This is a genomic window from Deinococcus sp. KSM4-11 (assembly GCF_004801415.1).
In the GTDB taxonomy this organism is placed as follows: Bacteria; Deinococcota; Deinococci; order Deinococcales; family Deinococcaceae; genus Deinococcus.
The window spans coordinates 12,296-38,136 of sequence record NZ_SSNX01000009.1 but is presented as its reverse complement, the minus strand read 5'-3'; the positions used below and the strand labels follow the sequence as shown (position 1 = coordinate 38,136).

At 68.7% G+C, this 25,841-nt stretch carries 25 protein-coding genes and 1 tRNA gene; 14 read left to right on the top strand and 12 right to left on the bottom strand.

Going from position 1 to position 25,841, the window contains the following annotated elements; translation table 11 throughout:
* The first annotated feature begins 140 nt into the window (after positions 1-140).
* Positions 141-1,232, top strand: coding sequence for a GGDEF domain-containing protein (locus tag E7T09_RS19210; protein WP_136390824.1), 1,092 nt, complete (start codon positions 141-143; stop codon positions 1,230-1,232).
* An 18-nt stretch (positions 1,233-1,250) separates the two neighbouring features.
* Here E7T09_RS19210 and tdh read toward each other — a convergent pair whose 3' ends face one another.
* The gene (tdh, locus tag E7T09_RS19205; protein WP_136390966.1) at positions 1,251-2,282 is read right to left on the bottom strand and encodes an L-threonine 3-dehydrogenase; all 1,032 of its coding nucleotides are present in this window, start codon (positions 2,280-2,282) and stop codon (positions 1,251-1,253) included.
* A gap of 185 nt (positions 2,283-2,467) precedes the next feature.
* Here tdh and E7T09_RS22020 point away from each other — a divergent pair, with 185 nt between their 5' ends.
* Together E7T09_RS22020 and E7T09_RS19200 are read left to right on the top strand one after the other, a co-directional pair.
* Positions 2,468-2,605 carry a hypothetical protein gene (locus E7T09_RS22020; RefSeq protein ID WP_168734949.1) on the top strand — a complete coding sequence of 46 codons (138 nt, stop codon included), beginning with the start codon at positions 2,468-2,470 and terminating at the stop codon, positions 2,603-2,605.
* Between the two features lie 65 nt (positions 2,606-2,670).
* On the top strand, positions 2,671-3,099 hold the full coding sequence (locus E7T09_RS19200; protein WP_136390823.1) for a uracil-DNA glycosylase: 429 nt from the start codon (positions 2,671-2,673) through the stop codon (positions 3,097-3,099).
* 39 nt (positions 3,100-3,138) lie between these two features.
* Here E7T09_RS19200 and mqnB read toward each other — a convergent pair whose 3' ends face one another.
* Positions 3,139-3,777 carry a futalosine hydrolase gene (gene mqnB, locus E7T09_RS19195; protein ID WP_136390822.1) on the bottom strand — a complete coding sequence of 213 codons (639 nt, stop codon included), beginning with the start codon at positions 3,775-3,777 and terminating at the stop codon, positions 3,139-3,141.
* 1 nt (position 3,778) lies between these two features.
* A complete protein-coding gene (gene treS / locus E7T09_RS19190; RefSeq protein WP_136390821.1) occupies positions 3,779-5,437 on the bottom strand; it encodes a maltose alpha-D-glucosyltransferase in 1,659 nt (552 codons plus the stop codon).
* A gap of 56 nt (positions 5,438-5,493) precedes the next feature.
* Between treS and E7T09_RS19185 the strand changes: the two genes are divergently transcribed.
* The 8 genes from E7T09_RS19185 (at position 5,494) to E7T09_RS19150 (ending at position 12,800) form a co-directional block, all read left to right on the top strand.
* Positions 5,494-5,976 carry a GNAT family N-acetyltransferase gene (locus tag E7T09_RS19185; RefSeq protein WP_136390820.1) on the top strand — a complete coding sequence of 161 codons (483 nt, stop codon included), beginning with the start codon at positions 5,494-5,496 and terminating at the stop codon, positions 5,974-5,976.
* Between the two features lie 314 nt (positions 5,977-6,290).
* Positions 6,291-6,578 carry a cyclase gene (locus E7T09_RS19180; protein WP_136390819.1) on the top strand — a complete coding sequence of 96 codons (288 nt, stop codon included), beginning with the start codon at positions 6,291-6,293 and terminating at the stop codon, positions 6,576-6,578.
* Positions 6,579-6,714: 136 nt separating this feature from the next.
* On the top strand, positions 6,715-7,551 hold the full coding sequence (locus E7T09_RS19175; protein WP_136390818.1) for a DUF3291 domain-containing protein: 837 nt from the start codon (positions 6,715-6,717) through the stop codon (positions 7,549-7,551).
* Between the two features lie 58 nt (positions 7,552-7,609).
* Entirely contained in the window at positions 7,610-7,978 is a 369-nt protein-coding gene (locus E7T09_RS19170) for a cupin domain-containing protein (protein ID WP_136390817.1), read from the top strand.
* Positions 7,968-8,297 carry a hypothetical protein gene (locus tag E7T09_RS19165; RefSeq protein WP_136390816.1) on the top strand — a complete coding sequence of 110 codons (330 nt, stop codon included), beginning with the start codon at positions 7,968-7,970 and terminating at the stop codon, positions 8,295-8,297. Before E7T09_RS19170 ends, E7T09_RS19165 begins: the two co-directional genes overlap by 11 nt.
* Before the next feature lie 101 nt (positions 8,298-8,398).
* Positions 8,399-9,889 carry a pyridoxal-dependent decarboxylase gene (locus tag E7T09_RS19160; RefSeq protein WP_136390815.1) on the top strand — a complete coding sequence of 497 codons (1,491 nt, stop codon included), beginning with the start codon at positions 8,399-8,401 and terminating at the stop codon, positions 9,887-9,889.
* A 26-nt stretch (positions 9,890-9,915) separates the two neighbouring features.
* Positions 9,916-10,827 (top strand): VOC family protein, encoded by a 912-nt coding sequence (locus E7T09_RS19155; protein ID WP_136390814.1) that lies wholly within the window; start codon positions 9,916-9,918, stop codon positions 10,825-10,827.
* A 47-nt stretch (positions 10,828-10,874) separates the two neighbouring features.
* Positions 10,875-12,800, top strand: a complete 1,926-nt coding sequence (locus E7T09_RS19150; RefSeq protein ID WP_136390813.1) for an acetate--CoA ligase — start codon at positions 10,875-10,877, stop codon at positions 12,798-12,800.
* Positions 12,801-12,853: 53 nt separating this feature from the next.
* Here the strand turns inward: E7T09_RS19150 and E7T09_RS19145 are convergent.
* Positions 12,854-12,927: transfer RNA gene (locus E7T09_RS19145), tRNA-Gln, on the bottom strand.
* A gap of 273 nt (positions 12,928-13,200) precedes the next feature.
* Here E7T09_RS19145 and E7T09_RS19140 point away from each other — a divergent pair.
* The 3 genes from E7T09_RS19140 to E7T09_RS19130 all read left to right on the top strand — a co-directional run bounded on the left by E7T09_RS19140 (position 13,201) and on the right by E7T09_RS19130 (position 16,963).
* Positions 13,201-14,988, top strand: coding sequence for a 30S ribosomal protein S1 (locus tag E7T09_RS19140; protein WP_136390812.1), 1,788 nt, complete (start codon positions 13,201-13,203; stop codon positions 14,986-14,988).
* Positions 14,989-15,131: 143 nt separating this feature from the next.
* Positions 15,132-15,989 carry an NAD(P)-dependent oxidoreductase gene (locus E7T09_RS19135; protein ID WP_136390811.1) on the top strand — a complete coding sequence of 286 codons (858 nt, stop codon included), beginning with the start codon at positions 15,132-15,134 and terminating at the stop codon, positions 15,987-15,989.
* Positions 15,989-16,963 carry an aldo/keto reductase gene (locus E7T09_RS19130; protein ID WP_136390810.1) on the top strand — a complete coding sequence of 325 codons (975 nt, stop codon included), beginning with the start codon at positions 15,989-15,991 and terminating at the stop codon, positions 16,961-16,963. Before E7T09_RS19135 ends, E7T09_RS19130 begins: the two co-directional genes overlap by 1 nt.
* Positions 16,964-16,965: 2 nt before the next feature.
* Here E7T09_RS19130 and E7T09_RS19125 read toward each other — a convergent pair whose 3' ends face one another.
* From E7T09_RS19125 to E7T09_RS19090, 8 genes are all read right to left on the bottom strand, one after another.
* Positions 16,966-17,682 (bottom strand): GNAT family N-acetyltransferase, encoded by a 717-nt coding sequence (locus E7T09_RS19125; protein ID WP_136390809.1) that lies wholly within the window; start codon positions 17,680-17,682, stop codon positions 16,966-16,968.
* A gap of 7 nt (positions 17,683-17,689) precedes the next feature.
* Complete coding sequence (gene ppk1 / locus E7T09_RS19120; RefSeq protein WP_136390808.1) at positions 17,690-19,852, bottom strand: polyphosphate kinase 1; 2,163 nt, start codon at positions 19,850-19,852, stop codon at positions 17,690-17,692.
* A gap of 161 nt (positions 19,853-20,013) precedes the next feature.
* Complete coding sequence (gene fabF / locus E7T09_RS19115) at positions 20,014-21,258, bottom strand: beta-ketoacyl-ACP synthase II (RefSeq protein WP_136390807.1); 1,245 nt, start codon at positions 21,256-21,258, stop codon at positions 20,014-20,016.
* A 109-nt stretch (positions 21,259-21,367) separates the two neighbouring features.
* Positions 21,368-21,598: an acyl carrier protein gene (gene acpP / locus E7T09_RS19110; RefSeq protein WP_136390806.1), complete on the bottom strand. Its 231-nt coding sequence runs from the start codon at positions 21,596-21,598 to the stop codon at positions 21,368-21,370.
* 96 nt (positions 21,599-21,694) lie between these two features.
* Entirely contained in the window at positions 21,695-22,447 is a 753-nt protein-coding gene (gene fabG, locus E7T09_RS19105) for a 3-oxoacyl-[acyl-carrier-protein] reductase (RefSeq protein ID WP_136390805.1), read from the bottom strand.
* A 115-nt stretch (positions 22,448-22,562) separates the two neighbouring features.
* A complete protein-coding gene (gene fabD / locus E7T09_RS19100; RefSeq protein WP_136390804.1) occupies positions 22,563-23,483 on the bottom strand; it encodes an ACP S-malonyltransferase in 921 nt (306 codons plus the stop codon).
* On the bottom strand, positions 23,480-24,529 hold the full coding sequence (locus tag E7T09_RS19095) for a beta-ketoacyl-ACP synthase III (protein WP_136390803.1): 1,050 nt from the start codon (positions 24,527-24,529) through the stop codon (positions 23,480-23,482). The genes fabD and E7T09_RS19095 overlap by 4 nt, the downstream gene beginning before the upstream one ends.
* A gap of 234 nt (positions 24,530-24,763) precedes the next feature.
* Entirely contained in the window at positions 24,764-25,786 is a 1,023-nt protein-coding gene (locus tag E7T09_RS19090; protein ID WP_136390802.1) for a beta-ketoacyl-ACP synthase III, read from the bottom strand.
* Between the last annotated feature and the right edge of the window lie 55 nt (positions 25,787-25,841).

The window sequence follows — 25,841 nt, the reverse complement described above, 5'->3', positions numbered from 1 at the left end:
CACGTCAGACCGGCTCTTCACAATGAGGAGCACCGGGAGTCGGACTGACTTCCCCCGAAGGAGACCTGCCCGCGTTGTCCCGCTCCCCGTTCCCTGCTGTCCGTACCCGGCACGCCCCGCCCGTCCGTCCGGTGGGCCGGATGCCGCTGTGGCTGCGCGCGTGGTGGCAGGACGTGGCCCGGCCCCTCCCCGACGCGCCCGAGGTCAGCCGCGTGAAGATGTCCGGGTACGTGTTCGCCATGCTGGTGGCCATACCTGGGCTGCTGCTGCTGCTGCGCGAACTGCTCATTCATCATGCGTGGCCGTATGCCGTGACGCACGGGGCCGTCATGGTGGGGGCGGCGCTGCTGCTGCCCTGGACATGGCGGCACCCGGAACGGCTCGGCATGGCCGAGCGGATCTTCGCGGCCCTGCTCACGCTGAGCGCCGTGGGCTTTCTGGTGCTGTACGGCCAGCACCCGGAAGCCGTGCTGGGCTACGACCTGATCGGCAGCGTGCTGCTCTTCATCGTCGCGGGCCTGCTACTGATCCTGCCCCCACAGTTGTCGCTGCCGCTGTCCGTGGCACTGCTCATCGCGTACCGCTTCGAGGTGAACATGCTCAGCGGCGTCGACCGCGAGAAATTGCTGCTGTCCCAGTGGGTGAACACCGGCATGTTCGCGCTGCTGATGGTGGGCGTGACCATGCGCCAGACCCTCGCCGGCCTGACGGAACGCCTGCACCTGCTGGAAGAACTCTCGGCGCGCGACACCCTGACCGGCCTGCTGAACCGCCGGGGCTTCGAACAACAGGCCGCCGCCCTGCGGCTGGACGGCACGGACGGCAGCCTGATCGTGCTGGACATCGACCACTTCAAACCCGTGAACGATACGCACGGCCACACCGAAGGCGACCGCATCCTGGTGGGTCTGGGACAGCTCATGAAGAACCTCGTCCCCCCGGACGGCCTCGCCGCCCGCTGGGGTGGAGAGGAGTTCGTGCTGTACCTCCACGGGCAGGACGTGGACGCCGCCCACGCCTTCGCGGACGACCTGCGCGCCGCCGTGCAGGACGCCACCCTGGGCCGCGTGAGGATGACCATCAGTAGCGGCGTGGCCGCGTGGCGCACCCGTGACACCCTGCACCACGCCTTCCTGCACGCCGACGACGCCATGTACGAGGCCAAACAGGCAGGACGCAACCGCGTGATCCGGTCGAGCCCCCCTGCCAGCGGTCACCCCGCCCCGCCGTAGTCGAGGCTGGATGGCGGCCTACGCCTCCCAGTTCAGGATGACCTTGCCGCTGTGCCCGCCGAGCATGTCGTCGAAGCCCCGCTGAAAGTCGGCAATGCCGTAGTGATGCGTGATGATGGGGGTCAGGTCGAGGCCGGACTGGATCAGCGCGGCCATCTTGTACCACGTCTCGAACATCTCGCGGCCATAGATGCCCTTGATGGTCAGCATCTTGAAGATCACGGCGTTCCAGTCGATGTCCACCTGCCCGGCAGGAATGCCGAGCAGCGCGACCTTACCACCGTTGTTCATGACATCCACCATCTGCGCGAAGGCCGCGCCGTTGCCGCTCATCTCCATACCGACGTCGAACCCCTCGTGCATGCCGAGTTCCTGGGTGGCGACGTCCCACAGGTTCTCGCGGGCCACGTTCACGGCCCGCGTGACGCCCACCCTGCGGGCGAGGTCCAGGCGGTAGTCGTTCACATCGGTAATCACCACGTTCCGCGCCCCGACGTGTTTGGCCACGGCGGCCGCCATCACCCCGATCGGGCCGGCCCCGGTGATCAGGACATCCTCGCCGACCAGATCGAAGCTCAGGGCGGTGTGCACGGCATTCCCGAAGGGATCGAAGATGGCGGCGATGTCGTCCGGGATGTCGTCCGGCAGTTTGAAGGCATTGAAGGCCGGCAACACCAGGTACTCCGCGAAGGAGCCGGGGCGGTTCACGCCCACGCCCAGGGTGTTGCGGCACAGATGCCGGCGGCCCGCGCGGCAGTTGCGGCAGTGCCCGCAGGTGACGTGCCCCTCGCCGCTCACACGGTCACCGATCTCGAAGCCGCGCACCTCGCTGCCCATGCCCGCCACCACGCCCACGTACTCGTGGCCCACCACCATGGGCACGGGAATGGTCTTCTGCGCCCACGCGTCCCACTTGTAGATGTGCACGTCGGTGCCGCAGATCGAGCTTTTCCGGACGCGGATCAGCAGGTCGTTCGGGCCGGGCGTCGGCACGGCCGTCTCGACCATCCAGATGCCCTCCTGCGGCCACAGTTTGCTCAGGGCGCGCATGGTGGGGGACGAGTCGGCAGCGGACGGGTCGGCGGCAGTCACATCGCGCGTTCTACACTTCGCGTGGACAGGCCGCAATGGGGGCGCTCCGCAGGGCCGGACGCGGGCCCGGCCGGAACTGAACCCGAACGCTCTCATAAGCCCCGGCCTGTCCCGGCGCTCCCCGGTGGGGGTACGCTGGGCGCATGATCAAATACCGCCGTCAGAATGCCCTGGAGCCCGAGAAGGACGCCGAGATCAGCGTGAACCTCATTCCCTTCCTGTTCTTCATCGTGGGCTTCCTGGCCGTGCGCGCCCTGATCCGCACTGTGCAGTCCCGCTGAAGGACTGTGTGCGGATCGCCAGGCCGGACTCGCAGAGCTGCGGAGCAGCGGGGTAGGCTGTACGAATGACTGCCCCCACCCCACAGCCCGAACAGTTCAGGAGTGCCGGAAGTAACCGGTACGTGATTCCCGGCTGGACGAACCTGGTGCCCGGCAAGCCCGACACCATTGAAATCCAGCTCGACGTGGGGCCCACCGATCTGAAACGCGCCCAGGCGAGCCTGCTGGTCGAATACTGGGCCACGCCGGACGACATGACCCTCCAGAGCCTGCTGCCGGTTCGAGCCATCCCGACCGTGCCCGAGGGCTGGTGCGTGTTCGTGCCCGCGCAGGGCCGGGTGATGGTGCGCGCCATCGATCCGGAACCGAACCCGCCGGTGCTGGCCAGCCACTGGATCAACGTGGATCCACAGACGCCGCCCGGCACGACCGTGCACGTGAAGGTGGACTTCCCCGGCCCCGTGAACCAGGCGCGCACCCTGCTCAATCCCTGACCGAATACGGCACCACGCCCCCTGTAGGGACGTGAAAGTTCAGCCAGCGAATTCGAGCACCGCGGCCACGCCGCGCCGCGTGGCGGCCAGCGCCTCCGCGATCCGCCACGCGGCGCGGTCGCGCGGGCCGACCTCGTTGCTGACGCCGCGCACCTCCACGACCGGAACGCCTGCCAGCAGCGCGGCATGGGCGATGCCGGCCCCCTCCATGCCCTCGGACAGGGCGCCGGGATACCGCTGCGCGAGGGCACGGGCGGTGGCGACCGAGCCGGTCACGCCACTCACGGTGAGCAGGGGGCCGAACGCCGCACCGGCCCGCCGTGCCGCTTGCTCTGCTCCGTCCCACACGGGGAATTGCGCGCCCTGAACGGCATCGGGCCGTACCGAGAGGCGCAGCGCGTCCAGTTCCAGCCACGCGTCCCCGTCCCACGCTCCCAGATCCGCCTGAATAATCACGCTGGAGAGGGCGAGGTCGCCGGGCTCCAGACCGCTGCCAGGGTACGCTCCGCCGATCCCAGCGCTGATGACCAGACCGGCTGTCCTGTCCAGCAGCGCGCGTTGCGTGGCCAACGCAGCTGCGACCGGCCCGACGCCACTCACGACCAGCCGCGCGCCCAGGCCGTCCAGGCGCGCGGCCTCTCCCGCCGTGGCCACGACGATCAGGGAACCCGCCCCCATCTCAGTTCAGCCGCAGCCAGTAGTAGTCGTACTTCCCGAGGATCATCGGGTACGGCTCCGTGCCCACCGCCGGGAAGGGACTGGCGCCGGACAGCGTGACGGGCACGCGGCCCTCGTAGCCACCCAGGTTCAGGTGCGCGGCCTGGGCGTTCCCGGCGAAGTTGCTCACGATCAGCAGGGTCTCGTCCGGCGTGGTGCGGGTGAAGGCCAGGATGGCGGGGTTGTCCGTGTCGACGAAGGCCAGCTCCCCCACCGCGAAGGCCGGGTGGCGTTTGCGCAGTTCCAGCTGCCGCGCCGTCCATTTCAGCAGGCTGCTCGGATCCTGCTCCTGGCTCTGCACGTTCACGCGCGAGTAGCCGTACACCGTGTCGCCGATGGGCGGGAAGAAACACTGATCCGGCGTGGCGGTGGAAAACCCGCCGCTCATGCCGGCGTTCCACTGCATGGGCGTGCGCACGCCGTTGCGGTCGGCGAGGCTCAGGTCGTCGCCCATGCCGATCTCGTCGCCGTAGTACAGGATCGGGCTGCCCGGCAGGGCCAGCAGCACGGTATTGAGCAGCTCGATGCGGCGGCGGTCGTTGTCGAGCAGTGGGGCCAGCCGGCGGCGGATGCCCACGTTGATCTTCATGCGCGTGTCCGGCGCGTAGGCCGCGTACATGAAGGCCCGCTCCTCGTCGGTGACCATCTCCAGCGTCAGTTCGTCGTGGTTGCGCAGGAACGTCACCCACTGCCCGAACGCGGGAATGGCCGGCAGGCGATCCATGATCTCGCGGATCGAGGACGTGTCCTCTTTCTTCAGGCTCATGTACAGCCGGGGCATGACCGGGAAGTTGAAGCACATGTGGAATTCCGGGTCGGCGTCGGTGCCGAAATACTCCACCACCTCTTCCGGCCACTGGTTCGCCTCGGCCAGCAGCAGCTTGCCCGGGTACTCCTGATCCACCATCTGCCGGATAGCCTTGAGGATGTCGTGCGTTTCCGGCAGGTTCTCGCAGTTGGTGCCCTCGCGCTCGATCAGATACGGCACGGCATCCACCCGGTAGCCGTCCACGCCCAGGTCCAGCCAGAAGCGCGCGGCATTCAGGATTTCCTCCAGCACCTTCGGGTTGTCGTAGTTCAGGTCAGGCTGGTGCCCGAAGAAGCGGTGCCAGTAGAACTTGCCGCACTGCTCATCCTTCGTCCAGTTGCTGACCTCGGTGTCCGTGAAGATGATCCGCGCGCCCGGGTACTCGGTGCCGGTGTCGCTCCACACGTAGTAGTCGTGGTACTCGTTCGGCGTGCCGTCGGGCAGCACCGGGCCGCGCCGGGCTGCCTGGAACCACGCGTGCTCGCTGCTGGTGTGGTTCGTCACGAAGTCCGTGACCACCTTCAGGCCGCGCGAGTGCGCCTCGCGCAGGAACACCTTGAAGTCGTCCAGGGTTCCCAGATCCGGGTGGATGTCGGTGTAGTCGGCCACGTCGTAGCCGTCGTCGCGCAGCGGGCTGGGGTAGCACGGCAGAATCCAGATGATGTCCACGCCCAGCGTCTTGAGGTAATCGAGTTTCCCGGTCAGGCCAGGGAAGTCGCCCTTGCCGTCGCCATTTCCGTCGGCAAACGTCCGCACCGACAGTTCGTAGAAGACGGCGCTCTTGTACCACTCCGGCGTGGAAACCTGGGTCATGGGGGAAGTGTAGCGGAGCGGCCGTTGGAACCACTGTCCCGTGGCACCCTGGAACCGTGCCCGATCCCACCTTGCGCCCCTACCGCCCCGCCGACCGGGCCGCGTGTCTGGCCCTGTTCGACTCCAACATGCCCTCGTCGTTCCTGCCACATGAACGCGCGGAATTCATCGAGTGGCTGGACGGCCTGGACGGCAGCTCCTCCGAGGCGTGTGAATACAGCGTGGTCGAGGACGCCGGGCAGGCCGTCGCGTGTGGGGGCATCTGGTGGGGCGGCGATCCACAGCGCCCAGCGGGCTTTGCGTGGGGCATGGTGGCGCGCGACCTCCAGCGGCGCGGGTACGGCACCCGGCTCGTCCTGGCCCGCCTGGAGCGCCTGCGCGAGCTGGGCGTGGCCGAGGTTCACCTGGACACCACCCAGCACACCGCGCCGTACTACGCCCGCTTCGGCTTCCTGGAAATGGGGCGCGTTCCGGACGGTTACGGGCCAGGGCTCGACCGGGTGGACATGGTCGCGCAGTTGGAGAGATCAGGAGCTTAAAACGTGCCCAGCCGCGTGGAAACGTCCATCCACGGCTAGGAGCGGTCCTCCGGGCTGTGATGCTCGGTCGGCACGCGAGGGCCCTCAATTCCGCTTGACTTCTGTGGAGTTCTTCACATTATGATGACCTGGTTTTCACCCTCTCCTGCGCGTTCGCCCGCTCGCTTTCCTCGCGTGAGTGATCCCAGGGTCGCCGGCGGGTGAGCCGTGTGTCGAGGGGCGCGCCGCACCACGCCCTGCTCCGATCTCCTGGCCGTTCGTCCACCACTCCCCATCCCGGCGCGGAGCGCCCGCAGCGCTCCAGAGGAGCCCATATGTCCGCCACCCTGTTCATCCGGCACCCCGTCAGCGACTACGCCGCGTGGAAACCCGTCTACGATTCCACCCTCGACCTGCGCCGGCGGTCGGGAACCGTTGGGGCCAGCGTTCACCGCGACAGCAGCAACCCGAACATGATTGTCGTCACGCTGACGTTCGGCACCCTGGCGCAGGCCCGCGACTTCGAGGACTCTGAGGAATTAAGGGCCGCCATGGGCCGCGCCGGCGTGAGCGGCCCACCAGAGTTCTGGCTCACCGAGGACCTCGAACAGACCGAGAGTTGAGCGCTGCCCTTGTGGCGCCGACCACCACCGGGCCGCACATACCGCCGCCCTGGTAGAAGATGATGGTCGGTGCTGTTCCGGTGGAGCCGGCCAGGGCTCACGTCATTCCCGGTTCCACTCCCCGAAGGAGACGCACATGGCCAAAGTCGTGTTCATGACCACCGGACTGCTGCACGAACCCTGGGGCCACCCACGGGTGCGGGAATTCGAGCAGCGGGTCGCCGGAGTGTTTGGGGGGGCGGAGTCCTGCCAGGGGTTCCTGGGTCTTCCCTGGCCGCCGGGCGACAGCACGCCCCTCATCTACCGCAGCGGGGATCAGGCGGGCCGGACGGCGAACACGCTGTCGGTGTGGCGGGATCTGGAATCCGTGTTCGCGTTCGCGTATGCCGGGGTACACGCCGAGGCGCTGGGCAGGCGCCAGGAGTGGTTCGAGCACAGCGAACGGCCGGGCTACGCCGCGTGGTGGGTGCCGGATGACCATGTGCCCACCTGGCCGGACGCGCACGCGCGCTTCGACCGACTGTGTCATGCCGGGCCGAGCGCTCAGGCCTTCGACTTCAAGCACGCCTTCGGCCCGGATGGGCAACCGTACCAGATCGACCGGAAGGCGGCCACCGGCCTCATGCGGCGCAACGAGCTGGGCGTCGTGCTGGCCGGGTACCTCGCCGCGTGGAACGAGCCGGACGCCGGGACTCGCCGGGCGCTGCTGGAGCGGGTCTGGGCTCCGGACGGCCACTACACCGATCCGGGCTCGCATGCCACGGATCTCGCGGGCCTGGACGCCATCATCGGCGCGTTCCACACGGGCAGTCCCGGAGCGAGCTTCACGCGGGACGGCGACTTCGACCACCACCACGGGCACCTGCGGTTCTTCTGGCGGCTGACCCTGCGGCCCGGGGTGGAGATTCGCGGCATGGACTACGCGCAGGTGAACGCGGCGGGGAAACTTCAGACCATCGTGGGCTTCTTCTGAGCGCCCGGACCGTCTGCCGGCAAGCGGACGCATCATGGGTGGGCGACAGGAGGGCAGCATGAGGGCAATCAAGCGGGCATGGAGGGACGTGCAGGCCGAGGTACCCGTGCCGGGCGTGAGCCGGCAGTTCGTGCATGGCGAGCAGGCGATGGTCGCGCAGTTCGAACTGGCCGCCGGGGCGGTCGTGCCGTGGCATGAGCACCCGAACGAGCAGATCAGCGTGATTCTGTCGGGCCGGACGCGCTTCGAGTTCGGGTCGCCGGACGCGCCGGAGGTCGTGGAGTCTTCCGGGGGCGACACGGTGGTCATCCCAGGAGGGGTGCCCCATCAGATCACGGTGCTGGAGGCCGCGCGGGTCTTCGACGTCTTCGCCCCGCCGCGCGAGGACTGGATCGCCGCCCGCCGGGATGTGACGGATGCTGGATGAACTCGATGCCGTGGCGGCCGCGCCCGATCACCACATCGTCCTCTTCGAGGATGATCGGGTGCGGGTGCTGGAAACGCTGATCCGGCCGGGCGAGGAGACGGCCGTACACACGCACGTGTGGAGCGGAGTGCTGTATGTGATCGGCTGGAGCGCGTGCATCCGCACGGACGAGCACGGCACGGTCATGATGGATTCCGTCCGGGACGGGGTCTCACCTGCGCCGGGCACGGCGATCGCGGCCGCGCCGATCCCGCCGCACGCGCTGCGGAACGTGGGCACGCAGGACATCCACCTGATCCTGACCGAGTTCAAGACGTAGGCTGGAGCCTGGCGATGGAGGGAACGCGGGCTCGGGGGAGCCACGCGGCGTTCCCCGCAGGCGGCCCGGACGGGGCGGCCCATTCACGGTGGGGAACAGACATGACCGACGATCCGCAGGCGGCACCCTTCGAGACCCTCGACCCGCAGGACTGGGAGGCCATGCGTGCCCTGGCGCACCGCATGGTGGACGACGCCCTGGGCAGCCTGGAAACGCTGCGGGAGCGGCCCGTGTGGCAGCCCATTCCGGCGGAGGTCGCGGTGCGGTTCAAGGTGCCCGCCCCCTGGGAGCCGCAGGGGGCCGAGGCAGCGTACGAGGAGTTCGTGACGTCGGTGCAGCCGTACCCGATGGGCAACCTCCACCCGCGCTTCTGGGGCTGGTACATGGGGAACGGCACGGTGCTGGGCGCGCTGGCGGACTTCCTGGCGGCGACCATGAACCCGAACGTGGGCGGCGGGAACCACGTGGCCCCGCTGGTCGAGGAACAGGTGATCTCCTGGGTCAAGGAGATGGTCGGGTTCCCGGACACGGCGAGCGGGCTGCTGGTCAGCGGCGGGTCGATGGCGAACTTTGTGGCGCTGGCGATTGCCCGCAACGTGAACGCGGGCTTCGACGTGCGCGCCCTGGGCATGCAGGCCGCGCCGCAGCCGCTAACGGTCTACGCGTCCGGCGAGGTGCACAGCTGCGCGCAGAAGGCCCTGGAGGCGCTGGGGCTGGGCAGCGTGGGCCTGCGGAAGGTGCGGGTGAACGCCGACTACACCATCGACCTTGCGGCGCTGGACGCCATGATCCGGGCGGATCGCGCGGCGGGCCAGCGTCCCATCTGTGTGATCGGCAATGCGGGCACCATCAACACGGGGGCCATCGACGACCTCACGGCCCTGGCCGACCTGTGCGCCCGTGAGGGCCTGTGGTTCCACGTGGACGGCGCAATCGGCGCGGTGGCGGTGCTGTCGGACACGGTGCGCCCGCTGCTGCGCGGCATCGAGCTCGCCGACTCGGTGGCGCTCGACCTGCACAAGTGGCTGCACATTCCCTTCGAGGCCGGGTGCGTGATCGTGCGCTCCGAACCCGCCCACCGGGGCACCTTCTCGCTGACGCCGGAGTACCTGACGCACGAGACGCGGGGCGTGGCGGCTGGCGGGGTGTGGTTCAGCGATTACGGCCTGCAGCTCTCCCGGCAGTTCCGGGCGTTGAAGGTCTGGATGTCGATCAAGGAACACGGCCTGAAGCGCTTCGGGCGGATGATCGACCGGAACGTCGCGCAGGCGCACTACTTCGGCGAGCTGGTTCGGGCCGATCCGCAGCTGGAACTCATGGCTCCCATCGGCCTGGACATCGTGTGCTTCCGCTTCAATCCGGGCAGGCTCGCAGACGGCGCGCTGGACACGCTGAACAAGGAGATCCTGATGCGTCTGCACGAGGAGGGCATCGCCGTACCGTCGTACACGACCCTGCACGGCCGCTACTGCCTGCGGATCGCCATTGCCAACCACCGCAGCATCCAGGACGATTTCGACGTGCTGGCCCGCGAGGTCGTGCGAATCGGGCAGGACGTCCTGGCGGTGCCCGAGCCCCCCATGCCAGCCTGACCCTGCCACCCCTTGCGAGGAGACCCATGACCACTGTCCCTGAACTTCACCCGGATTCCACGCCCGGCCCCGTTGCCCTGACTGTGCACGACCTGGAGGGCATGACCGCCTTCTACCGCAGGGTGCTGGGCCTGAACGAACTCGCGCGCGAGGGCGACGCCGTGGTGCTCGGCACGCCGGAGGGCACGCCGCTGCTGGCGCTGCTGGGCCGCCCGGACGCGCCGCTGCCCCCGCAGGGCGCCACGGGCCTATACCACCTGGCGGTCGTGCTGCCCACCCGGCAGGACCTGGCCCGCTGGTTCGCGCACGTCTTCACGGTGGGCATCCGCCTGGGACAGTCAGATCACTACACGCATGAGGCCTTCTACCTGCACGATCCGGAAGGCAACGGCATCGAGGTCTACCAGGACTGGCCGCAGGCACAGTGGCCCTTCGACCGCGAAACCCGCCGTATGACGGAGGGGGCCGCGCGGCGCGAGGACATCCGCATCCGGGAACTGCTGAACACCCAGGACACCGCGCAGGCGTGGACCGGCGCCCCCGCAGGCACGCGCATGGGCCATGTGCACCTGAAAATGGCCGATGCCCAGGCCACGCACGACTTCATGGCCCGCGGGCTGGGCCTGAACGTCACGGCCTCCAGTCCGGACATGGTGTTCGCGGCCGCCGGCGACTACCACCACCACGTCGGGAACAACAGCTGGCGCAGTGCGGGCGGCACCACGCCGGAACCCGGTTCGCGCGGCCTTCACCACTGGACGTTGCAGGTCCCGGATGAACCGGAACTGGCCAGCGTCTCGGAGCGTCTGCGGGCGGCCGGGCACGCGGTCACCCCACTGGGCCGGGGCGTGCAGGTGAATGATCCGTCCGGGAACCGGCTGCTGATCGTGCCGGGCACGGTGCAGGCACCGGACGTGCTGACCGCCCTGCGGGACTGACGCTCGGGCGTATCCTCCGGGAACATCACCCCCTGGAGGAGTCATTCATGGAAGGACTGGCGATCTTCGACGGACAGCCCCTGGTCGAGCCGACCGACGCCCTGAGCCGCACGGCCCCGGTCACGCCGGAGGGGGCCGCGACGCTCCGCGCCACCGATCCGCACGCGTACTGGGAGGGCGTGGCCGAGGAACTGACGTGGTTCACGCGCTGGCAGGGAGTGCTGGAGGGCGAGTTCGGGGACTTCCGGTACTTTCCGGGCGGCATGGGCAACGTGTCCGTGAACTGCGTGGACCGTCACCTCGCCGATCACGGCGACCGCGCCGCCCTGCACTACGAACGCGAGGACGGCGCGCGGGACACGTGGACGTACCGGCAGCTGTCCACGCAGATGAACCGCGTGGCCGCCGCGCTGCACGGCCTGGGCCTGGTGCCGGGCGACCGGGTGACGCTGTACCTGTCGAACGTCCCGGAGGCCTTCGCGGCCGTGCAGGCGTGCTACCGGCTGGGGCTGGTGTACTCGGTGAGCTTCGCGGGATTCTCGGCGGGCGCGGTGCGGGATCGCCTGCTGGACAGCCGGCCGCGCGTGGTGTTCGTGACGGACGGCAGTCTGCGGCGCGGCAAGGTGGTGCCGCTGAAGGCCACGCTGGACGAGGCGCTGGAGGGCGTGGACTCGGTCGAGCGCGTGGTGGTCATTCCGCGCCTGGGCCTGGACGTGCCCATGACGCCGGGCCGGGACGTGCTCTACGCGGACTTCACCGCCGGGATGCCGGACGAGTTCCCGCCGACCCCGCTGGAGGCGAACGCGCCGGGCTTCATCATCTACACGTCGGGCACCACGTCCAAACCCAAGGGACTGGTGCATTCGGGGATCGGCTTCCTGGTGGGCGCGTATGCGAACACGAAATGGGCGCTGAACATCCGCCCGGACGACGTGTACTGGTGCACCGCCGACATCGGCTGGCTGGTCATGCCGATCTTCGGCGCGGTGGGTGGGCTGGCGCAGGCGGCGACCCTGGTGGTGTACGAGGGCGCGCCGGACTTCCCCACGCCGGATCACTTCTACGAGGTGCTGGGCCGCTACGGCGTGAACAAGCTCTTCACGGCGCCCACCCTGCTGCGGATGCTGCGCCGCGCGGGCGACGGGGCCGTCCGGAACACAGACCGCCTGGAGCTCGTCTCGCTGGTGGGCGAGCCGCTCGACCCGGACACCTTCCACTGGACGCGGGACGTGCTGGGCGGCGGCCACGTGTTCGTGAACAATACCTACGGCCAGACCGAGACCGGGAGCGCGTGGGCGTCCAGCATGGTCGGCCTGACGCCCACCAAGGCCGGCTCGTGCGGCCACGCCCTGCCCGGCTACGCGCCGGAGGTCGTGGACGAGGAGGGCACGCCGGTGACGGCCGGAACGCTCGGGTACCTGACGCTCACGCAGCCGTTCCCGTGCCTGGCCCGCACCATCTGGGGCGACCACGACCGCTACCTGGAGACGTACTTGCGCCGCTTTCCCGGCCGCTACTTCACGGCGGACGCCGCCGCCATCGACCCCGACGGGCAGGTGTGGGTGACCAGCCGGGTCGACGACGTGATCAACGTCGCCGGGCACCGCATCGGCACCATGGAACTCGAATCGGCCCTGATCACCCACCCGGCCGTCTCGGAGGCGGCCGTGATCGGCGTGCCGGATGCTGTGAAGGGGGCGGTGCCGCTCGCGTTCGTGATCCTGCGGGCCGGGCATACCGCCAGCCCTGCACTGGAGGGCGAACTGGCCGCGCAGATCGCCACCAGTGTCGGCAGCTACGCCCGGCCGCAGCGGGTCGTGATCACGCCCACGCTGCCACGCACGCGGTCGGGCAAGATCATGCGCCGACTGCTGCGCGACCTGATCACCCAGGGTCAGGTCACGGGCGACCTGACCTCCCTGGACAACCCGGACGCGCTGGAACAGGTGCAGCGGGAACTGGCGCGCAGCTGAGCACCGGAGGGCACAACGAACAGGAGGCCACCGAAGTGGCCTCCTGTTCAGTCTGGCTGGGGCACTAGGACTCGAACCTAGATCGACAGTGTCAGAGACTGGTGTCCTGCCATTGGACGATGCCCCATCAGCCGTGCTCACGCCTATGACCGGAGCGACAGGGAGTATATCGGGTGTCCCACGGGGCGTCAAGGCACGTGATGGGGGTGTCCTGCGCTGCGGGCCGCGAAAGAAAGCCGTCAGAAATCGCTGCACTGCGTATAGATCGCGCTTGTGAGGGGACTTGCAGTCTGTTACACTGAGGTGTTGCCGCGCCGTTGTCGAGTCCCAAGGCTCGCGCGGGCAGGTATCAGGCAGGGCACGCGGCCAGATGGCCGGGCGCCCAGGAGGACAAGAGTTCATGGAAGACAACACCCAGACCCCCGCCGAGAACGGCGGGACTCAGCCCGCGACGGGCACCGCACCCACCGCTGCTCCCGCCCCCACCCCGGCCCCCGTGGCCCCGGAGGAGCGCGAGTACCCCGCCATGACCATGGAGGACATCCTCGCCAGTGAGGCGCAGGAACCCCAGAGCGTCACGCGCGGCGACATCGTGGACGGCACCATCGTGTTCATCGGCCAGGAAGGCATCGCCGTCGACATCGGCGCGAAGGTCGAAGGCATCATTCCCCTCAACCAGCTCGGCGATGAACCCGTCACGCTCGAGCAGGCGCAGGAGATGTACAAGCAGGGCGAGAAGATCGAGGCGTACGTGGTGCGCGTCGACCTGCCCAACAGCCAGATCGTGCTGAGCAAGAAGCGGGCCGATCAGGACAAGGGCTGGCGCGTGCTTGAAAAGATGCAGGAAGCCGACGAAGCCTTTGAAGTCGAGGTGCTGGAGAAGGTGCGTGGCGGTCTGGTGGCCCAGGTCGAAGGGATCCGCGCGTTCCTGCCCGCCAGCCAGGTGGACACCCGCCGCGTGAACGACCTCGACCCCTACGTCGACAAGCCCCTGATGGTCAAGCTGATCGAGCTGAACCGCAAGCGCAACCGCGTGATCATCTCGCACCGCGCCATCATGGAAGCCGAGAAGGCCAAGGCCCGCGAAGCGACCGTACACCAGCTGACCCCCGGCGCGCAGTTCGAGGGTGAAGTCGTGGAGATCACCGACTTCGGCGTGTTTGTGAACCTGGGCGGCATCGACGGCCTCGTTCACCGCAGCGAGCTGACCTACGGCCGCTTCAACCACCCGCGCGACGTGGTCAAGGTGGGCGACAAGGTTCAGGTTCAGGTCATCGACGTCGATGAAGGCCGCGAGCGCATCAACCTGAGCATGAAGGCCCTCACCCAGGATCCCTGGGAAGGCGCCACCGAGCGGTACCACATCGGCCAGAAGGTCAAGGGCAAGGTCACGAACCTTACTAACTTCGGTGCGTTCGTGGAACTGGAATCCGGCCTGGAAGGGCTGGTGCACGTCAGCGAGATGAGCTGGACCAAGCGCGTTCGTCACCCCAACGAAGTGATGAAGGAAGGCGACGAGGTCGAGGCCGTCATCCTGCGGATCGATCCCAAGGAGCGCCGCATCTCGCTCGGGATCCGTCAGACCACCGACGATCCCTGGAGTGCGCTGCCCGACCGGTACCCGCCCGGCACGCCCGTCAAGGGCAAGATCACCGGTATGACCGATTTCGGCGTGTTCATGGAAATCGAGGAAGGCATCGAGGGCCTGATCCACATCAGCGAACTCGACCTGAACCGCGTGAACAACCCGGCCGACCTGTTCAAGAAGGGCGACGAGATCGAAGCCATGATCCTGAACATCGACCCCGTTGAGCAGCGCGCCAGCCTCAGCCGTCGCCGCTTCCTGGGCGGTGGCCCGGCCCCCACGCAGGGTGGTGCCGGCGGTGGCAGCCGTGACTACGTGTCGCAGGGCGGCGGTGCCCGCAGCGACCGTTACAGCGCCGGTGGCGGCTCACGCCCCGGTGGTGGCGGCCGTGGTGGCCGTGGTCGCGACGCCGACTACGCCTACAACGCCAAGGACGCGCAGCAGGGCGGCAAGATCAGCACCAAGCTGGGCGACGTGTACGCGGATCTGTTCGCGCAGTTCGGCCTGGGCGGCGACAAGAAGGCCGACACGGCCGACACCGCTGCGGACACCAGTGCAGACAGCACCCCCACCGAGACCAAGACCGAAGACACCCAGGCCTGAGCCCGGATTCTTCTGAAACTCCCCGGACGCCACGTGCGTCCGGGGAGTTTCTTGATGGTGGACTGCCACGGGGGCCAGGGGCGGTAGAGTCTGGAGGTCTGAATCGATCCAGTCCATCCAGAACGCTTTCCAGGAGGAATGCCATGAACATCATCGTCACCGGCGGCAGCGGCAAACTCGGCCGGGCCACCATCCGCGACCTGCAGGCGCACGGGCACTGGGTGCTGAACCTGGACGCCGCGCCACCCAGAAGCGCGCAGGGGCCGTACACCCGCGTTGACCTGACCGACTTCGGCGAGGTCATGGGCGCCCTCTCCGGCATCGACCAGCAGTACCGGCAGGGCACCATCGACGCCGTGATCCACCTGGCGGCCATTCCGGGCCCGACGCAGCGGCCGGATCACGTCACCTTCGCGGAGAACATCGTCAGCACGTACAACGTGTTTGAGGCGTGCGTGCGCCTGGGCATCACGAACGTGGTGTGGGCATCCAGCGAGACGCTGCTCGGCTACCCCTTCGACGGGCCGCCCGCGAGCGTGCCGATCACCGAGGCGGTGCGCGAGAGCCGCGTGTCGTACGCGCACTCGAAACTGCTGGGCGAGGTGCTGGCCGAGCAGTATGCGCGCGAGCATCCGGCCATGAAGCTGATCTGCCTGCGCTTCTCGAACGTCCTCGACCCGGACGCCGGGGATTACGACGGGCTGGAGGCCTGGCAGGACGACCCACAGGTACGGCAATGGAACCTGTGGACGTACATCGACGTGCGGGACGCGGCGCAGGCCGTGCGGCTGGGCGTGGAGTCCAAGCTGACCGGCATGGAGGCGTTCATCATCGCGAACGAGGACAGCGTCATGCGCCGCCCCAGCCGCGAGCTGCTGGACGAGGCCTTCCCCGGCGTGCCCTACACGCGGGATGTGCCGGGCACGCAGTCCTTCTACGACACCAGCAAGGCGAGGACGATGCTGGGCTTCACCCCGAGCCACTCTTGGAGGAAGAACTGATGCAGTACGTCAACTTGGGCCGCAGCGGCGTGAAGGTCTCGCGCATCGCGCTGGGGTGTATGTCGTACGGCGATCCTGCGTGGCGGGACTGGGTGCTGCCGGAGGCCCAAGCGCGGCCCTTCTTCGAGAAGGCGCTGGACCTGGGGATCAACTTCTTCGACACCGCCGACATGTACTCCATCGGACGCAGCGAGGAGATCACCGGGAAGGCCCTGCGCGAGCTGGCACGGCGGGACGAGATCGTCCTGGCCACCAAGGTTCACGCCCCGATGGGCGACGGCGTGAACCAGCGCGGGCTGTCACGCAAGCACATCATGGACGGCGCGCACGCCAGCCTGAAACGGCTGGGCACCGACTACATCGACCTCTACCAGATCCACGGGCGGGACGCGGACACGCCCATGGAAGAAACGCTGGGAGCGCTGCACGACCTCGTGCGGCTGGGCATGGTGCGGTATATCGGCGTGTCGAACCACTTCGCGTACCAGGTGGCCCGCGCGCAGTACCTCGCCGACCTGAAGGGGTGGTCGCGGTTCGTGAGCGTCCAGGATCAGTACAGCCTGCTGTACCGCGAGGAGGAGCGCGAAATGCTGCCCCTGTCCCGCGAGGAGGGCATCGGCTTCCTGCCGTGGAGTCCGCTGGCGCGCGGGTTCCTGGCCGGGAACCGCAAGGGGAGCGAGGGACAGACAACGCGCGGCGACAGCGACGTGATGAGCCGCAACCTCTTCGGCAGCGACACCGATCTGGAGATCGTGCGGCGGGTGGACGCGCTGGCCCGCGAGAAGGACGTGACCGCCTCGCAGGTGGCACTCGCGTGGGTGCTGCACCAGCCGGGCGTGACCGCGCCCATCATCGGCGCGACGAAGCCGCACCACTTGGAGCAGGCGGTCGCTGCCGTGAACCTGCCCCTGACGGCTGAAGAGGCGAACACCCTGGAAGCCCCCTACGTCACCCGGCCCAGCACCCTGAGCTGAGCTCAGGCCCCTGTCGGATCGGTCAGCCGGAAGGTGCCGTCCGGCTGGGCCTGTGCGGCCAGGGCATTCAGCGCCCTCTGTGTCCGGTGCTCGCCCAACCAGTCCTGCCAGTAGGCGCGCATGGTGTCCAGCACCAGGTGAACCGGAACGGTGGTGGCGGGGTCGTGCGGGCAGTACAGCAGATCCATGTTCGTGACGGGGCCGCCCTGCTCGCCACCGGTGGGCTGCTGGTAGGCCACGTCCACCTGCCGGAAGCCCAGGTGCCCGAAGACCGCGCGCCGCCGAACCGGATCGGAGTCCACGGCGCGTTCCTCCTCCAGTTCCTGGGGAGTCAGACGATCCGGAGCGACCACATCGATGAACACGCCGGCCACGCGCCCGCCGACGGCTCCGTCCAGCGCCGCCATGCGCGCGTCGTGCAGCCGCCGGGCCACGCCCTGGCCGCGTACCTCCTGGGCGGTGGCCATGTAGCTGGAGAAGCCCGTGCCCGGCCCACGGAAGGCGTGGAACAGCGTGCCGCCCACCACTTGGCCGGAGCGCTCCGCCACCAGCAGCAGGTTCTGACGCTGCGGCGTTTGCCACCTGAGCAGCCGCTCGATGAACCCGGCGGGGATCAGCATGTCAGGCTCGAAGTACGTGCGGTTCTGCAACACCCCGAAGGCGGCAATCGCCGGATCGCCGGGTTCCATTACGCGCCGGATGGTGATGGCATCGGTCATCGGCCGCTCAGCTTTCGGGCAGTTCCGGGTGGCGGGCGCGGGCGAAGGTCTGCTGGGCGCTGAACTCGCCGCCCAGTTTCTCGTACTCGCCGCCCGTACACAGTTCCCACGAGCCGCGCTGATCCGACCATTCGGTGTCCATGATCCGCAGCAGGTGGTCGCGGTGGGTGTCGTCCAGCACCGGCGCGATCACCTCGACGCGGCGGTCGAGGTTGCGGCTCATCCAGTCGGCGCTGCCGAAGTACACCTCTGGCTGCCCGGCGTTCCCGAAGGCATACAGGCGGGCGTGCTCCAGGTAGCGGCCCAGCAGCGAGCGCACGCGGATGTTCGCCGACAGGCCCTCCAGGCCGGGGCGCAGGCAGCACACGCCCCGGATGATCAGTTCCACGCGCACGCCCGCCGCCGACGCGCGGTACAGCGCCTCGATCATGGCCGGATCGGTCAGCTGGTTCACCTTCACGCGCACCCAGGCGTCGTGGCCGTCGTCGGCGTGACGGGATTCGCGTTCCAACAGGGCCTCGAAGCCCGCGCGGGCGGTGTCCGGCGCGACCAGCAGGTGCAGGTACTCGGCCTCCGCGTACCCGGTCAGGTGGTTGAACAGTTCCGCGATGTCCGCGCCGAGTTCCGGGTCGGCCGAGAGCAGGCTGAAGTCCGTGTACAGGCGGGCAGTCTTCGGGTTGTAGTTCCCGCTGCCGATGTGCATGTACCGCCGCAGGCCGCCCTCCTCACGCCGGACGACCAGCGCCACCTTGGCGTGCGTCTTGAGGCCCGCCATGCCGTACACGACGTGCGCGCCCGCGTGCTCCAGCTTGCGCGCCCAGGAGATGTTGCGCTGCTCGTCGAACCTCGCCTTAAGTTCGATCATGGCCACGACCTGCTTGCCGTTCTCGGCCGCCTCGCGCAGCGCGCCCAGCAACCGGGGATCGTCGCCGGTGCGGTACAGCGTCTGCTTGATGGCCAGCACCTGCGGATCGCGGGCAGCCTCCTCCAGAAAGTTCAGGACGTTCGTGAACCCGTCGTACGGATGGTGCAGCAGCACGTCCCCGCGCCGGAGGGTCGTGAACATGCCGCCCTCCTCATCCTGGTCGAGGTCGGGCACCGCAGGCACGTAGGGCGGGTAGGCCAGTTCGGGGCGGGTCACGGGCAGGCCCATCAGGTCGGCGGTGCCGAGCGGGCCGTCCAGCAGGAAGATGTCGTCGGCAGCGAGGTGCAACCGGTCCTTGAGGAAGGTCACGATGCTGGGCGGCGTGCCCTGCACGACCTCCAGCCGCACGGCCGCGCCAAAACGGCGGCGGCGCAGGCCGTCCTCGATGGTGGCGAGCAGGTCCTCGGCCTCCTCCTCCTCGAACTCGTAGTCGGTGTTGCGGGTCACGCGGAACACGTGTGCGGCCAGCACCTGGCGGCCCTTGAACAGCTCCCCGATGTGCGTGGCGATCACGTCCTCGAGCAGCAGCAGCGTGTCGCCCACCATCACGATGCGCGGCAGCACGCCCACCGGGATCTTCACGCGCGCGAAATCCGGTTCCTCATCCCCGGCCTCCAGCAGCACCGCGAGGTTCAGGCTGAGGTTGCTGAGGTACGGAAACGGGTGGCTGGGATCCACGATCAGTGGCGTGAGTACCGGCTGGATCTGCGACAGGTACTGCTCGCGCAGGGCCGCGCGGGCGCGCTTGCCCAGATCCTGCACGCGCATGAGCTTCACGCCGTCCACGGCCAGTTCCTTCAGGGTCTTGCGGGCGGCCTTCTCGATCTCGCGCAACATCTCGTGCGTGCGCCGCCGCACCAGGTTCAGCGTCTCCAGGGGGCTCAGGCCGTCCGGCCCGGGCGTACTGACGCCCGCCGCGATCTGACGGTGCACGCCCGCCACGCGCACCATGAAGAACTCGTCCAGGTTGCTGCCGCAGATCGCGGCGTACTTCAGGCGTTCCAGCGGCGGGTTCCGGGAATCGCGCGCCTCGGCCAGCACCCGCTCGTTGAAGGCCAGCCACGACAGTTCACGGTTCAGGTAGCGGCTGTCCGCGTTCGCGACCGTGCTGTGTGTGCTGCCCGCCGTGTCTGCCGCGTCCCGCACGCCATTGCCAGGCCGGCGTCCCTTCCCTTTGCGGGGCTCCGAGCGGGGCAGGTCGGTGGTGGAGGTGGGGGCAGCGGTGGTCTGGCGGGGCACAGTCATGACTCCTTGGAAGAAGAGCAGCGGGTGGTCAGGGCGAGGTCAGTGGTTGAGGGGTGGCGGGGCCACCGCTTCAGCCTTCGATGTCCTATTAAACCAGGGCTGAAACGGGGCAGCGGGGCCGGATGCCCCGTGCGCATCCCGACCCCGCCGCCCGCCGCGCATCAGACGCGCTTGAACAGCAGCGCGGCGTTCTGGCCGCCGAACGCGAAGGAGTTCGAGAGCGCGTACTCCACCTGCTGCTCGCGCGCCCCTTCCGGGATGTAATCCAGGCCGAGTTCCGGATCGGGATCCGTGAGGTTGATGGTCGGCGGCAGGACGCCGTCCGCGAGGGCCTGCGCGGACGCGATGGCCTCGATGGCCCCGGCCGCGCCGAGCAGGTGCCCGGTCATGGACTTGGTGGAGCTGATCGCCAGCTTCGCGGCGTGGTCGCCGAACACGTGCTTGATGCCCTGCGTTTCGTGCAGGTCGTTGTAGTACGTGCTCGTGCCGTGCGCGTTGATATACCCGACCTGCTCGGGGTTCACGCCCCCGGTCGCCAGGGCCATGCGCATGGCCACCTGCGCGCCGCGTCCCTCGGGAGCGGGCATGGTGATGTGGTGAGCGTCCGCGCTGGTGCCGTACCCGACCACCTCCGCGTAGATCCTCGCACCCCGCTTGACCGCGTGCTCGTATTCCTCGAGCACCACGACGCCCGCGCCCTCGCCCAGCACGAAGCCGTCACGGGTGGCGGAAAAGGGTCGGCTGGCATGCTGCGGGTCGTCGTTGCGGGTCGAGAGCGCCTTCATGTTCGAGAAGCCGCCCACCGCCATCTGCGTGATGCTCGCCTCCGCCCCGCCGGCCAGCATGACGTCCGCCAGCCCCAGCTGGATCCAGCGGGCGGCGTCGCCGATGGCCCCGGTACCGGTCGCGCAGGCGGTCACGACCGTGCTGCTCGGGCCGGTCGCGCCGAAGCGCATGGCGACGTGCCCGGCGCCCATGTTCGCGATCTGCATCGGAATGAACATGGGGCTGATGCGCCCCGGACCGCGTTCCACGTTCACGCGCGCCTGATCCTCGAAGGTCTTCATGCCGCCGATCCCGCTGCCGATCACCGTGCCGGTGCGCTCGCCGCGCAGCTCCTCCTCGGTCAGGCCGCTGTCCTTCACGGCCAGTTCCGCGCCGACCAGGGCCAGCTGCACGTAGCGGTCGAGTTTGCGGGCCTCGCGCGGATCGATCCACTCGTCCAGGCTACCCTGCACCTCACCGGCGATCTTGCTGGCCGTGTCGCTCGCGTCGAAGCGCGTGATGGCCACCACTCCGCTCTTCCCGGCCCGTTGTGCCTGCGCGAACGCCTGGGCTCCGATCCCGATGGGGGTCACCGGGCCCAGCCCCGTGATGACCACCCGTTTCAATCCCGTCACGCTCAAGGCATGCCTCCCCTGTCAATCAGGCGCAGCGCATCAGGGCAGGACACGGCTTGCACCGCGCCCCGCCCCGACTGTCATTCCCACCCGTACAAAGCGGCGGGACGCGCGTTTACTGCTTGTTCTCGATGTAATCGACAGCGGCCTGCACGGTGCGGATGCTCTCGGCATCCTCGTCGCTGATGGTCACGCCGAACTTGTCTTCCAGACCCATGATCAGCTCGACGGTCTCCAGGCTGTCGGCACCCAGATCCTCCACGAAGCGGGCCTCGGGCACCACCTTATCCGCGTCCACGCCGAGTTTCTCGACGATCACGTCCTTCACATCATCAAAAGTCGCCATTGTTTCGTACCTCCTGTCCTTGAAGTCTGCGCCAGTCTACACGTGTTCCGCGCCACAGTCACCGCTTCTGAACGGGGTGCAAAGGCGCCCGGGCGCTCAGCTGGGGTGCAGTCCGCCGTCCACGCCGATGGTCTGCCCAGTGACGTACCCGGCGGCATCCGACGCGAGGAAGGCGACCACGGCGGCCACCTCGTCCGGCTGCCCGAAGCGGCCCAGCGGGATGTCCTTCAGGTACCCGCTCCGCACGTCCTCCGAGAGTTCGGCCGTCATGTCGCTCTGAATAAATCCGGGCGCGATGGCGTTCACGGTGATACCCCGCCCGCCGTACTCCTTGGCCAGAGCCCTGGTCAGGCCAATCAGCCCGGCCTTGCTGGCCACGTAGTTCGCCTGACCGGGATTGCCGCTCAGGCCCACCACGGACGCGATGTTGACGATCCGCCCGGAACGCGCCCGCATCATGTGCTTCAGGGCGGCGCGGCAGGCCATGAAGGCGCTCGACAGGTTGGTCTGGATCACGGCGTCCCAGTCCTCGTCCTTCATGCGGATCGCCAGGCCGTCGCGGGTGATACCGGCGTTGTTCACGAGCACGTCCAGGCGGCCCATGCCCTTGATGACGTCCTCGACCAGCGTGCCGGCATTCGCGGGCGTGGTCAGGTCAGCCCCGAACACCTCGGCATTCACGCCGTGAGCGCGGATCTCGTCGGCCACCTTCGCGGCCTCGTCGGCATTGCGGCCGTAGTGAACGGCAATATCGAAGCCGGCGTGGGCGAGTGCGAGGGCCATGGCGCGCCCCAGGCCCCGGCTGCTGCCGGTCACCAGGGCGACTTTACGTTGGGGAGTATCGGTCATGGAGTTCCTTGAGGCTGGCCACTCGGGCCATCGCTGGTCGTGCCGGTGAGAGGTCAAAGGTCGTGATGCGGAGAAGCCCGGCGGTTCAGCGGTCAGGTGGCGGCAGGCGCGCGGTTCACAGTGTGAAGTCCTGTACCTGCACAGCCGTGCCGACGTTGATGGTGCGGGCGTCTGGCAGGATGCGCTTCACGAGGCCGCTGAGCACCGTACCGGGGCCGAATTCGACGAACACGTCAGCCCCAGCGGCGTGCAACGCCTGGATGATCTCCACCCAGCGCACCGCGCCCGTGATCTGCCGCGCGAGCAGGCCGGGCAGGGCGGCGGCGTCCATGTTCGGCTGAGCCGTCACGTTCGCGAAGACGGGATACGCGGGTTCGTGAAAGGTGGTGGCGTTCAGCTCCGGCGTCAGGCCGTCCTGCGCGGGTTGCATCAGGGCGCAGTGGAAGGGGGCGCTGACCTTCAGGGGAATGGCCTTCAGGCCGCGCGTTTTCAGTTCGGCCCCGGCGGCTTCCACGGCGGCCTTCTCGCCGGAGATCACGGTCTGGGTGGGCGCGTTGAAGTTCGCGGGCTGGACGACGCCACTCTGGGCCGCGCAGACGTCCTGCACCACGGCGGGGTCGCCCATGATGGCGCTCATGGCCCCCACGCCCACTGGCACCGCCGCCTGCATGAGTTCTCCACGCCTGCGTGTGAGCTTGAGCGCGGCCGCCAGATCAAGCGCGCCGCTGGCGACCAGCGCGGAATACTCGCCTAGCGAGTGCCCGGCCGCGAAGGCGGGGCGCAGGCCCGTCTGCGCGGCCCACGCACGGTACGCGGCCACGCTGGCGGCGACCAGGGCGGGCTGCTGGTTGGCCGTCAGGGTCAGATCCTCCATCGGGCCGGACTCGATCAGGGCGCGCAGGCCGGGCAGGGTGGCGTCGGCCGTGGCGTACGTCTCCCCTGCGGCCGGGAACGCGGCAGCGATGTCCACACCCATCCCGATGGCGTGCGAGCCCTGACCAGGGAACAACGCGGCGATGCGCGGCTGACCGGTCATGCGACGGCCTCCGCCTGGGCGACGGCGCTGAGCGACGGCGCGCCGCCCCACCATTTCATGGTGCCCGCCGCCCACGAGAGCCCTCCACCGAAGGCCACGAGCAGGAGTTGCTGGCCGTCCCGCACGCGGCCATCGTCCACCGCCTCACGCAGCACCAGGGGAATGGTGGCGCTGGACGTGTTGCCATAGCGGTCGAGGTTCACCACCGTTTTCTCCATGGGAATCCCGAAGCGTTCCATGGCCGCCTCAATGATCCGGATATTCGCCTGGTGCGGAATCACCCAGTCCACATCGCGGCTGGTGAGGCCAGTCTTTTTCAGCACCTCGGTACCGCTGTTGCCCAGGACGCGCACCGCGAACTTGAAGACCTCGCGGCCGTTCATGTCGGCCTTCGGGCCCATGCGGGTGCCGTCGGGCAGGCGATCTGCGATACAGCCCTTGAACAGGGCCGGGCCGCCCGCGCTGTCGGCCCCCAGAATGAACTCCTGGAAGCCGTAGCCGTCGGGCACAGGGCCGACCACGGCCGCGCCTGCCCCGTCCCCGAACAGGATCGCGGTCGCGCGGTCGTCCTGATCCACGATCTTGCTGAGCACCTCGCCGCCGATGACGAGCACGCGGCGGGCGGTGCCGGCCAGGATCAGGCCCTGCGCCATGCTCAGCCCATACACGAACCCCGAGCACGCGGTGGAGAGGTCGAAGGCTCCGGTACCCGCGAGGCCCACCTGCCCGGCGATCAACGCGGCGGTGCTGGGAAACAGCGCGTCGGGACTGGCGGTCGCGCAGATGACCACGTCCACGTCTTGCAGGGCGTCCGGATCGCGGGCCAGCAGATCGCGCACGGCGCCCACGCCCATGTGCGACGTGAACTCGTCAGGCGCGGAGTGGCGGCGCTCGCGGATACCGGTACGCGACTCGATCCACTCGGCGGTGGTGTCCATGCGCGCCTCGAAATCGGCGTTCGTGACGATACGGGGCGGCGCGTAGCTGCCCAGCGCGGTGATGCCCAGACTGGGCCGGGTCGCCGCGCGTTCGGTGGGTGCGTCCATACCCCCACCGTAACATTGCCTGAACAGGCGTTCAACGAATGGCCGTATGCAAGGGGAACCCGTGGATGCGCGCGATCCGTACCAGGAATTGAGGCCCACCATGACCACACTGGACGGCCGCATCGGTGCCGCCCACACAGGCGAGGAAAAGACGTCACCGTTCGGGCGCCCGACGTGCGACTGGTGGCCCGCACTTGCCGGGCACTGAAGAATGCCAGCGAGGCCAGCGTCACCTTATTCTGACGCGCCACCCCACCACTTCATGGCCGCCGCGCCCCAGCTCAGGCCACCGCCGAAGCCCGCCAGCACGAGCTGCTGTCCGTCCTGCACGCGACCGTCGCGCACGCCCTCGGCCAGGGCCAGGGGCACGCTGGCGGAACTGGTGTTCCCGTACCGGTCGAGATTCACGACCGTGCGTGAGAGCGGCAGGCCGAGCCTCTGCACGGCCGCCTCGATGATCCGCACGTTCGCCTGGTGCGGAATCAGCCAGTCGATGGCGCTGTCCGGCAGGCCCGCGCGGCGCATGGCGGCGTCGGCACAGTCGCCCAGCATGCGCACCGCGAACTTGAAGACCTCGCGGCCATTCTGTGTGAGGTAAGCGCCCATGGGCGTCCCGCCCGGCAGCTGCGGCGCCACGCCCCGCAGGAACAGGCTCGGGCCGCCCGCCGCGTCCGCCCCGAGCTCGAAGGCCTGGAAGCCGTAGCCGTCGGGGACGGGGCCGACCACGACCGCGCCCGCTCCATCGCCGAACAGGATCGCGGTCGAGCGGTCGTCCGGATCGACCACGCGGCTCATGACCTCTGCGCCGACCACCAGCACGTTCCGCGCCACGCCGCCCGCGACCAGACCGTACGCGACGCTCAGGGCGTACACGAAGCCCGAGCAGGCCACACTCAGGTCCATGGCCGCCGCGCCCCCCAGACCGACCTCGCGGGCGATCAGGGCAGCGGTGCTGGGGAACATTGCGTCTGGGCTGCTGGTCGCGCAGATCACGCTGTCCACGTCCTTCAGGGCGCCGGGTCGGTGGGCGAGCAGGTCCCGCACGGCCAGGAGGCCCAGGGTGCTGGTCGTCTGGTCCGGCGCGGCGAAGCGACGTTCCCGGATGCCGCTGCGCGACTCGATCCACTCGGCGGTGGTGTCCAGGTGCGCCTCAAAGTAGGTGTTCGGCACCATGCGTTCGGGCACGTACGCGCCCAGCGCCGTGATGCCGATGCCGGAGCGCAGAGGACTGGGGCTGGGAGTCGGGGCGGCGGTCATGTCCTGCACCCTAACATTCATTGAACGGCCGTTCAATGAATTCAGTTCACGCGGT

Bases quoted from the DNA above. Each gene is read 5' to 3' on its own strand.
- E7T09_RS19210 (WP_136390824.1), top strand. From the start codon at position 141: ATGCCGCTGTGGCTGCGCGCGTGGTGGCAGGACGTGGCCCGGCCCCTC.
- tdh (WP_136390966.1), bottom strand. From the start codon at position 2,282: ATGCGCGCCCTGAGCAAACTGTGGCCGCAGGAGGGCATCTGGATGGTC.
- E7T09_RS22020 (WP_168734949.1), top strand. From the start codon at position 2,468: ATGATCAAATACCGCCGTCAGAATGCCCTGGAGCCCGAGAAGGACGCC.
- E7T09_RS19200 (WP_136390823.1), top strand. From the start codon at position 2,671: ATGACTGCCCCCACCCCACAGCCCGAACAGTTCAGGAGTGCCGGAAGT.
- mqnB (WP_136390822.1), bottom strand. From the start codon at position 3,777: ATGGGGGCGGGTTCCCTGATCGTCGTGGCCACGGCGGGAGAGGCCGCG.
- treS (WP_136390821.1), bottom strand. From the start codon at position 5,437: ATGACCCAGGTTTCCACGCCGGAGTGGTACAAGAGCGCCGTCTTCTAC.
- E7T09_RS19180 (WP_136390819.1), top strand. From the start codon at position 6,291: ATGTCCGCCACCCTGTTCATCCGGCACCCCGTCAGCGACTACGCCGCG.
- E7T09_RS19175 (WP_136390818.1), top strand. From the start codon at position 6,715: ATGGCCAAAGTCGTGTTCATGACCACCGGACTGCTGCACGAACCCTGG.
- E7T09_RS19170 (WP_136390817.1), top strand. From the start codon at position 7,610: ATGAGGGCAATCAAGCGGGCATGGAGGGACGTGCAGGCCGAGGTACCC.
- E7T09_RS19165 (WP_136390816.1), top strand. From the start codon at position 7,968: ATGCTGGATGAACTCGATGCCGTGGCGGCCGCGCCCGATCACCACATC.
- E7T09_RS19160 (WP_136390815.1), top strand. From the start codon at position 8,399: ATGACCGACGATCCGCAGGCGGCACCCTTCGAGACCCTCGACCCGCAG.
- E7T09_RS19155 (WP_136390814.1), top strand. From the start codon at position 9,916: ATGACCACTGTCCCTGAACTTCACCCGGATTCCACGCCCGGCCCCGTT.
- E7T09_RS19150 (WP_136390813.1), top strand. From the start codon at position 10,875: ATGGAAGGACTGGCGATCTTCGACGGACAGCCCCTGGTCGAGCCGACC.
- E7T09_RS19140 (WP_136390812.1), top strand. From the start codon at position 13,201: ATGGAAGACAACACCCAGACCCCCGCCGAGAACGGCGGGACTCAGCCC.
- E7T09_RS19135 (WP_136390811.1), top strand. From the start codon at position 15,132: ATGAACATCATCGTCACCGGCGGCAGCGGCAAACTCGGCCGGGCCACC.
- E7T09_RS19130 (WP_136390810.1), top strand. From the start codon at position 15,989: ATGCAGTACGTCAACTTGGGCCGCAGCGGCGTGAAGGTCTCGCGCATC.
- E7T09_RS19125 (WP_136390809.1), bottom strand. From the start codon at position 17,682: ATGACCGATGCCATCACCATCCGGCGCGTAATGGAACCCGGCGATCCG.
- ppk1 (WP_136390808.1), bottom strand. From the start codon at position 19,852: ATGACTGTGCCCCGCCAGACCACCGCTGCCCCCACCTCCACCACCGAC.
- acpP (WP_136390806.1), bottom strand. From the start codon at position 21,598: ATGGCGACTTTTGATGATGTGAAGGACGTGATCGTCGAGAAACTCGGC.
- fabG (WP_136390805.1), bottom strand. From the start codon at position 22,447: ATGACCGATACTCCCCAACGTAAAGTCGCCCTGGTGACCGGCAGCAGC.
- fabD (WP_136390804.1), bottom strand. From the start codon at position 23,483: ATGACCGGTCAGCCGCGCATCGCCGCGTTGTTCCCTGGTCAGGGCTCG.
- E7T09_RS19095 (WP_136390803.1), bottom strand. From the start codon at position 24,529: ATGGACGCACCCACCGAACGCGCGGCGACCCGGCCCAGTCTGGGCATC.
- E7T09_RS19090 (WP_136390802.1), bottom strand. From the start codon at position 25,786: ATGACCGCCGCCCCGACTCCCAGCCCCAGTCCTCTGCGCTCCGGCATC.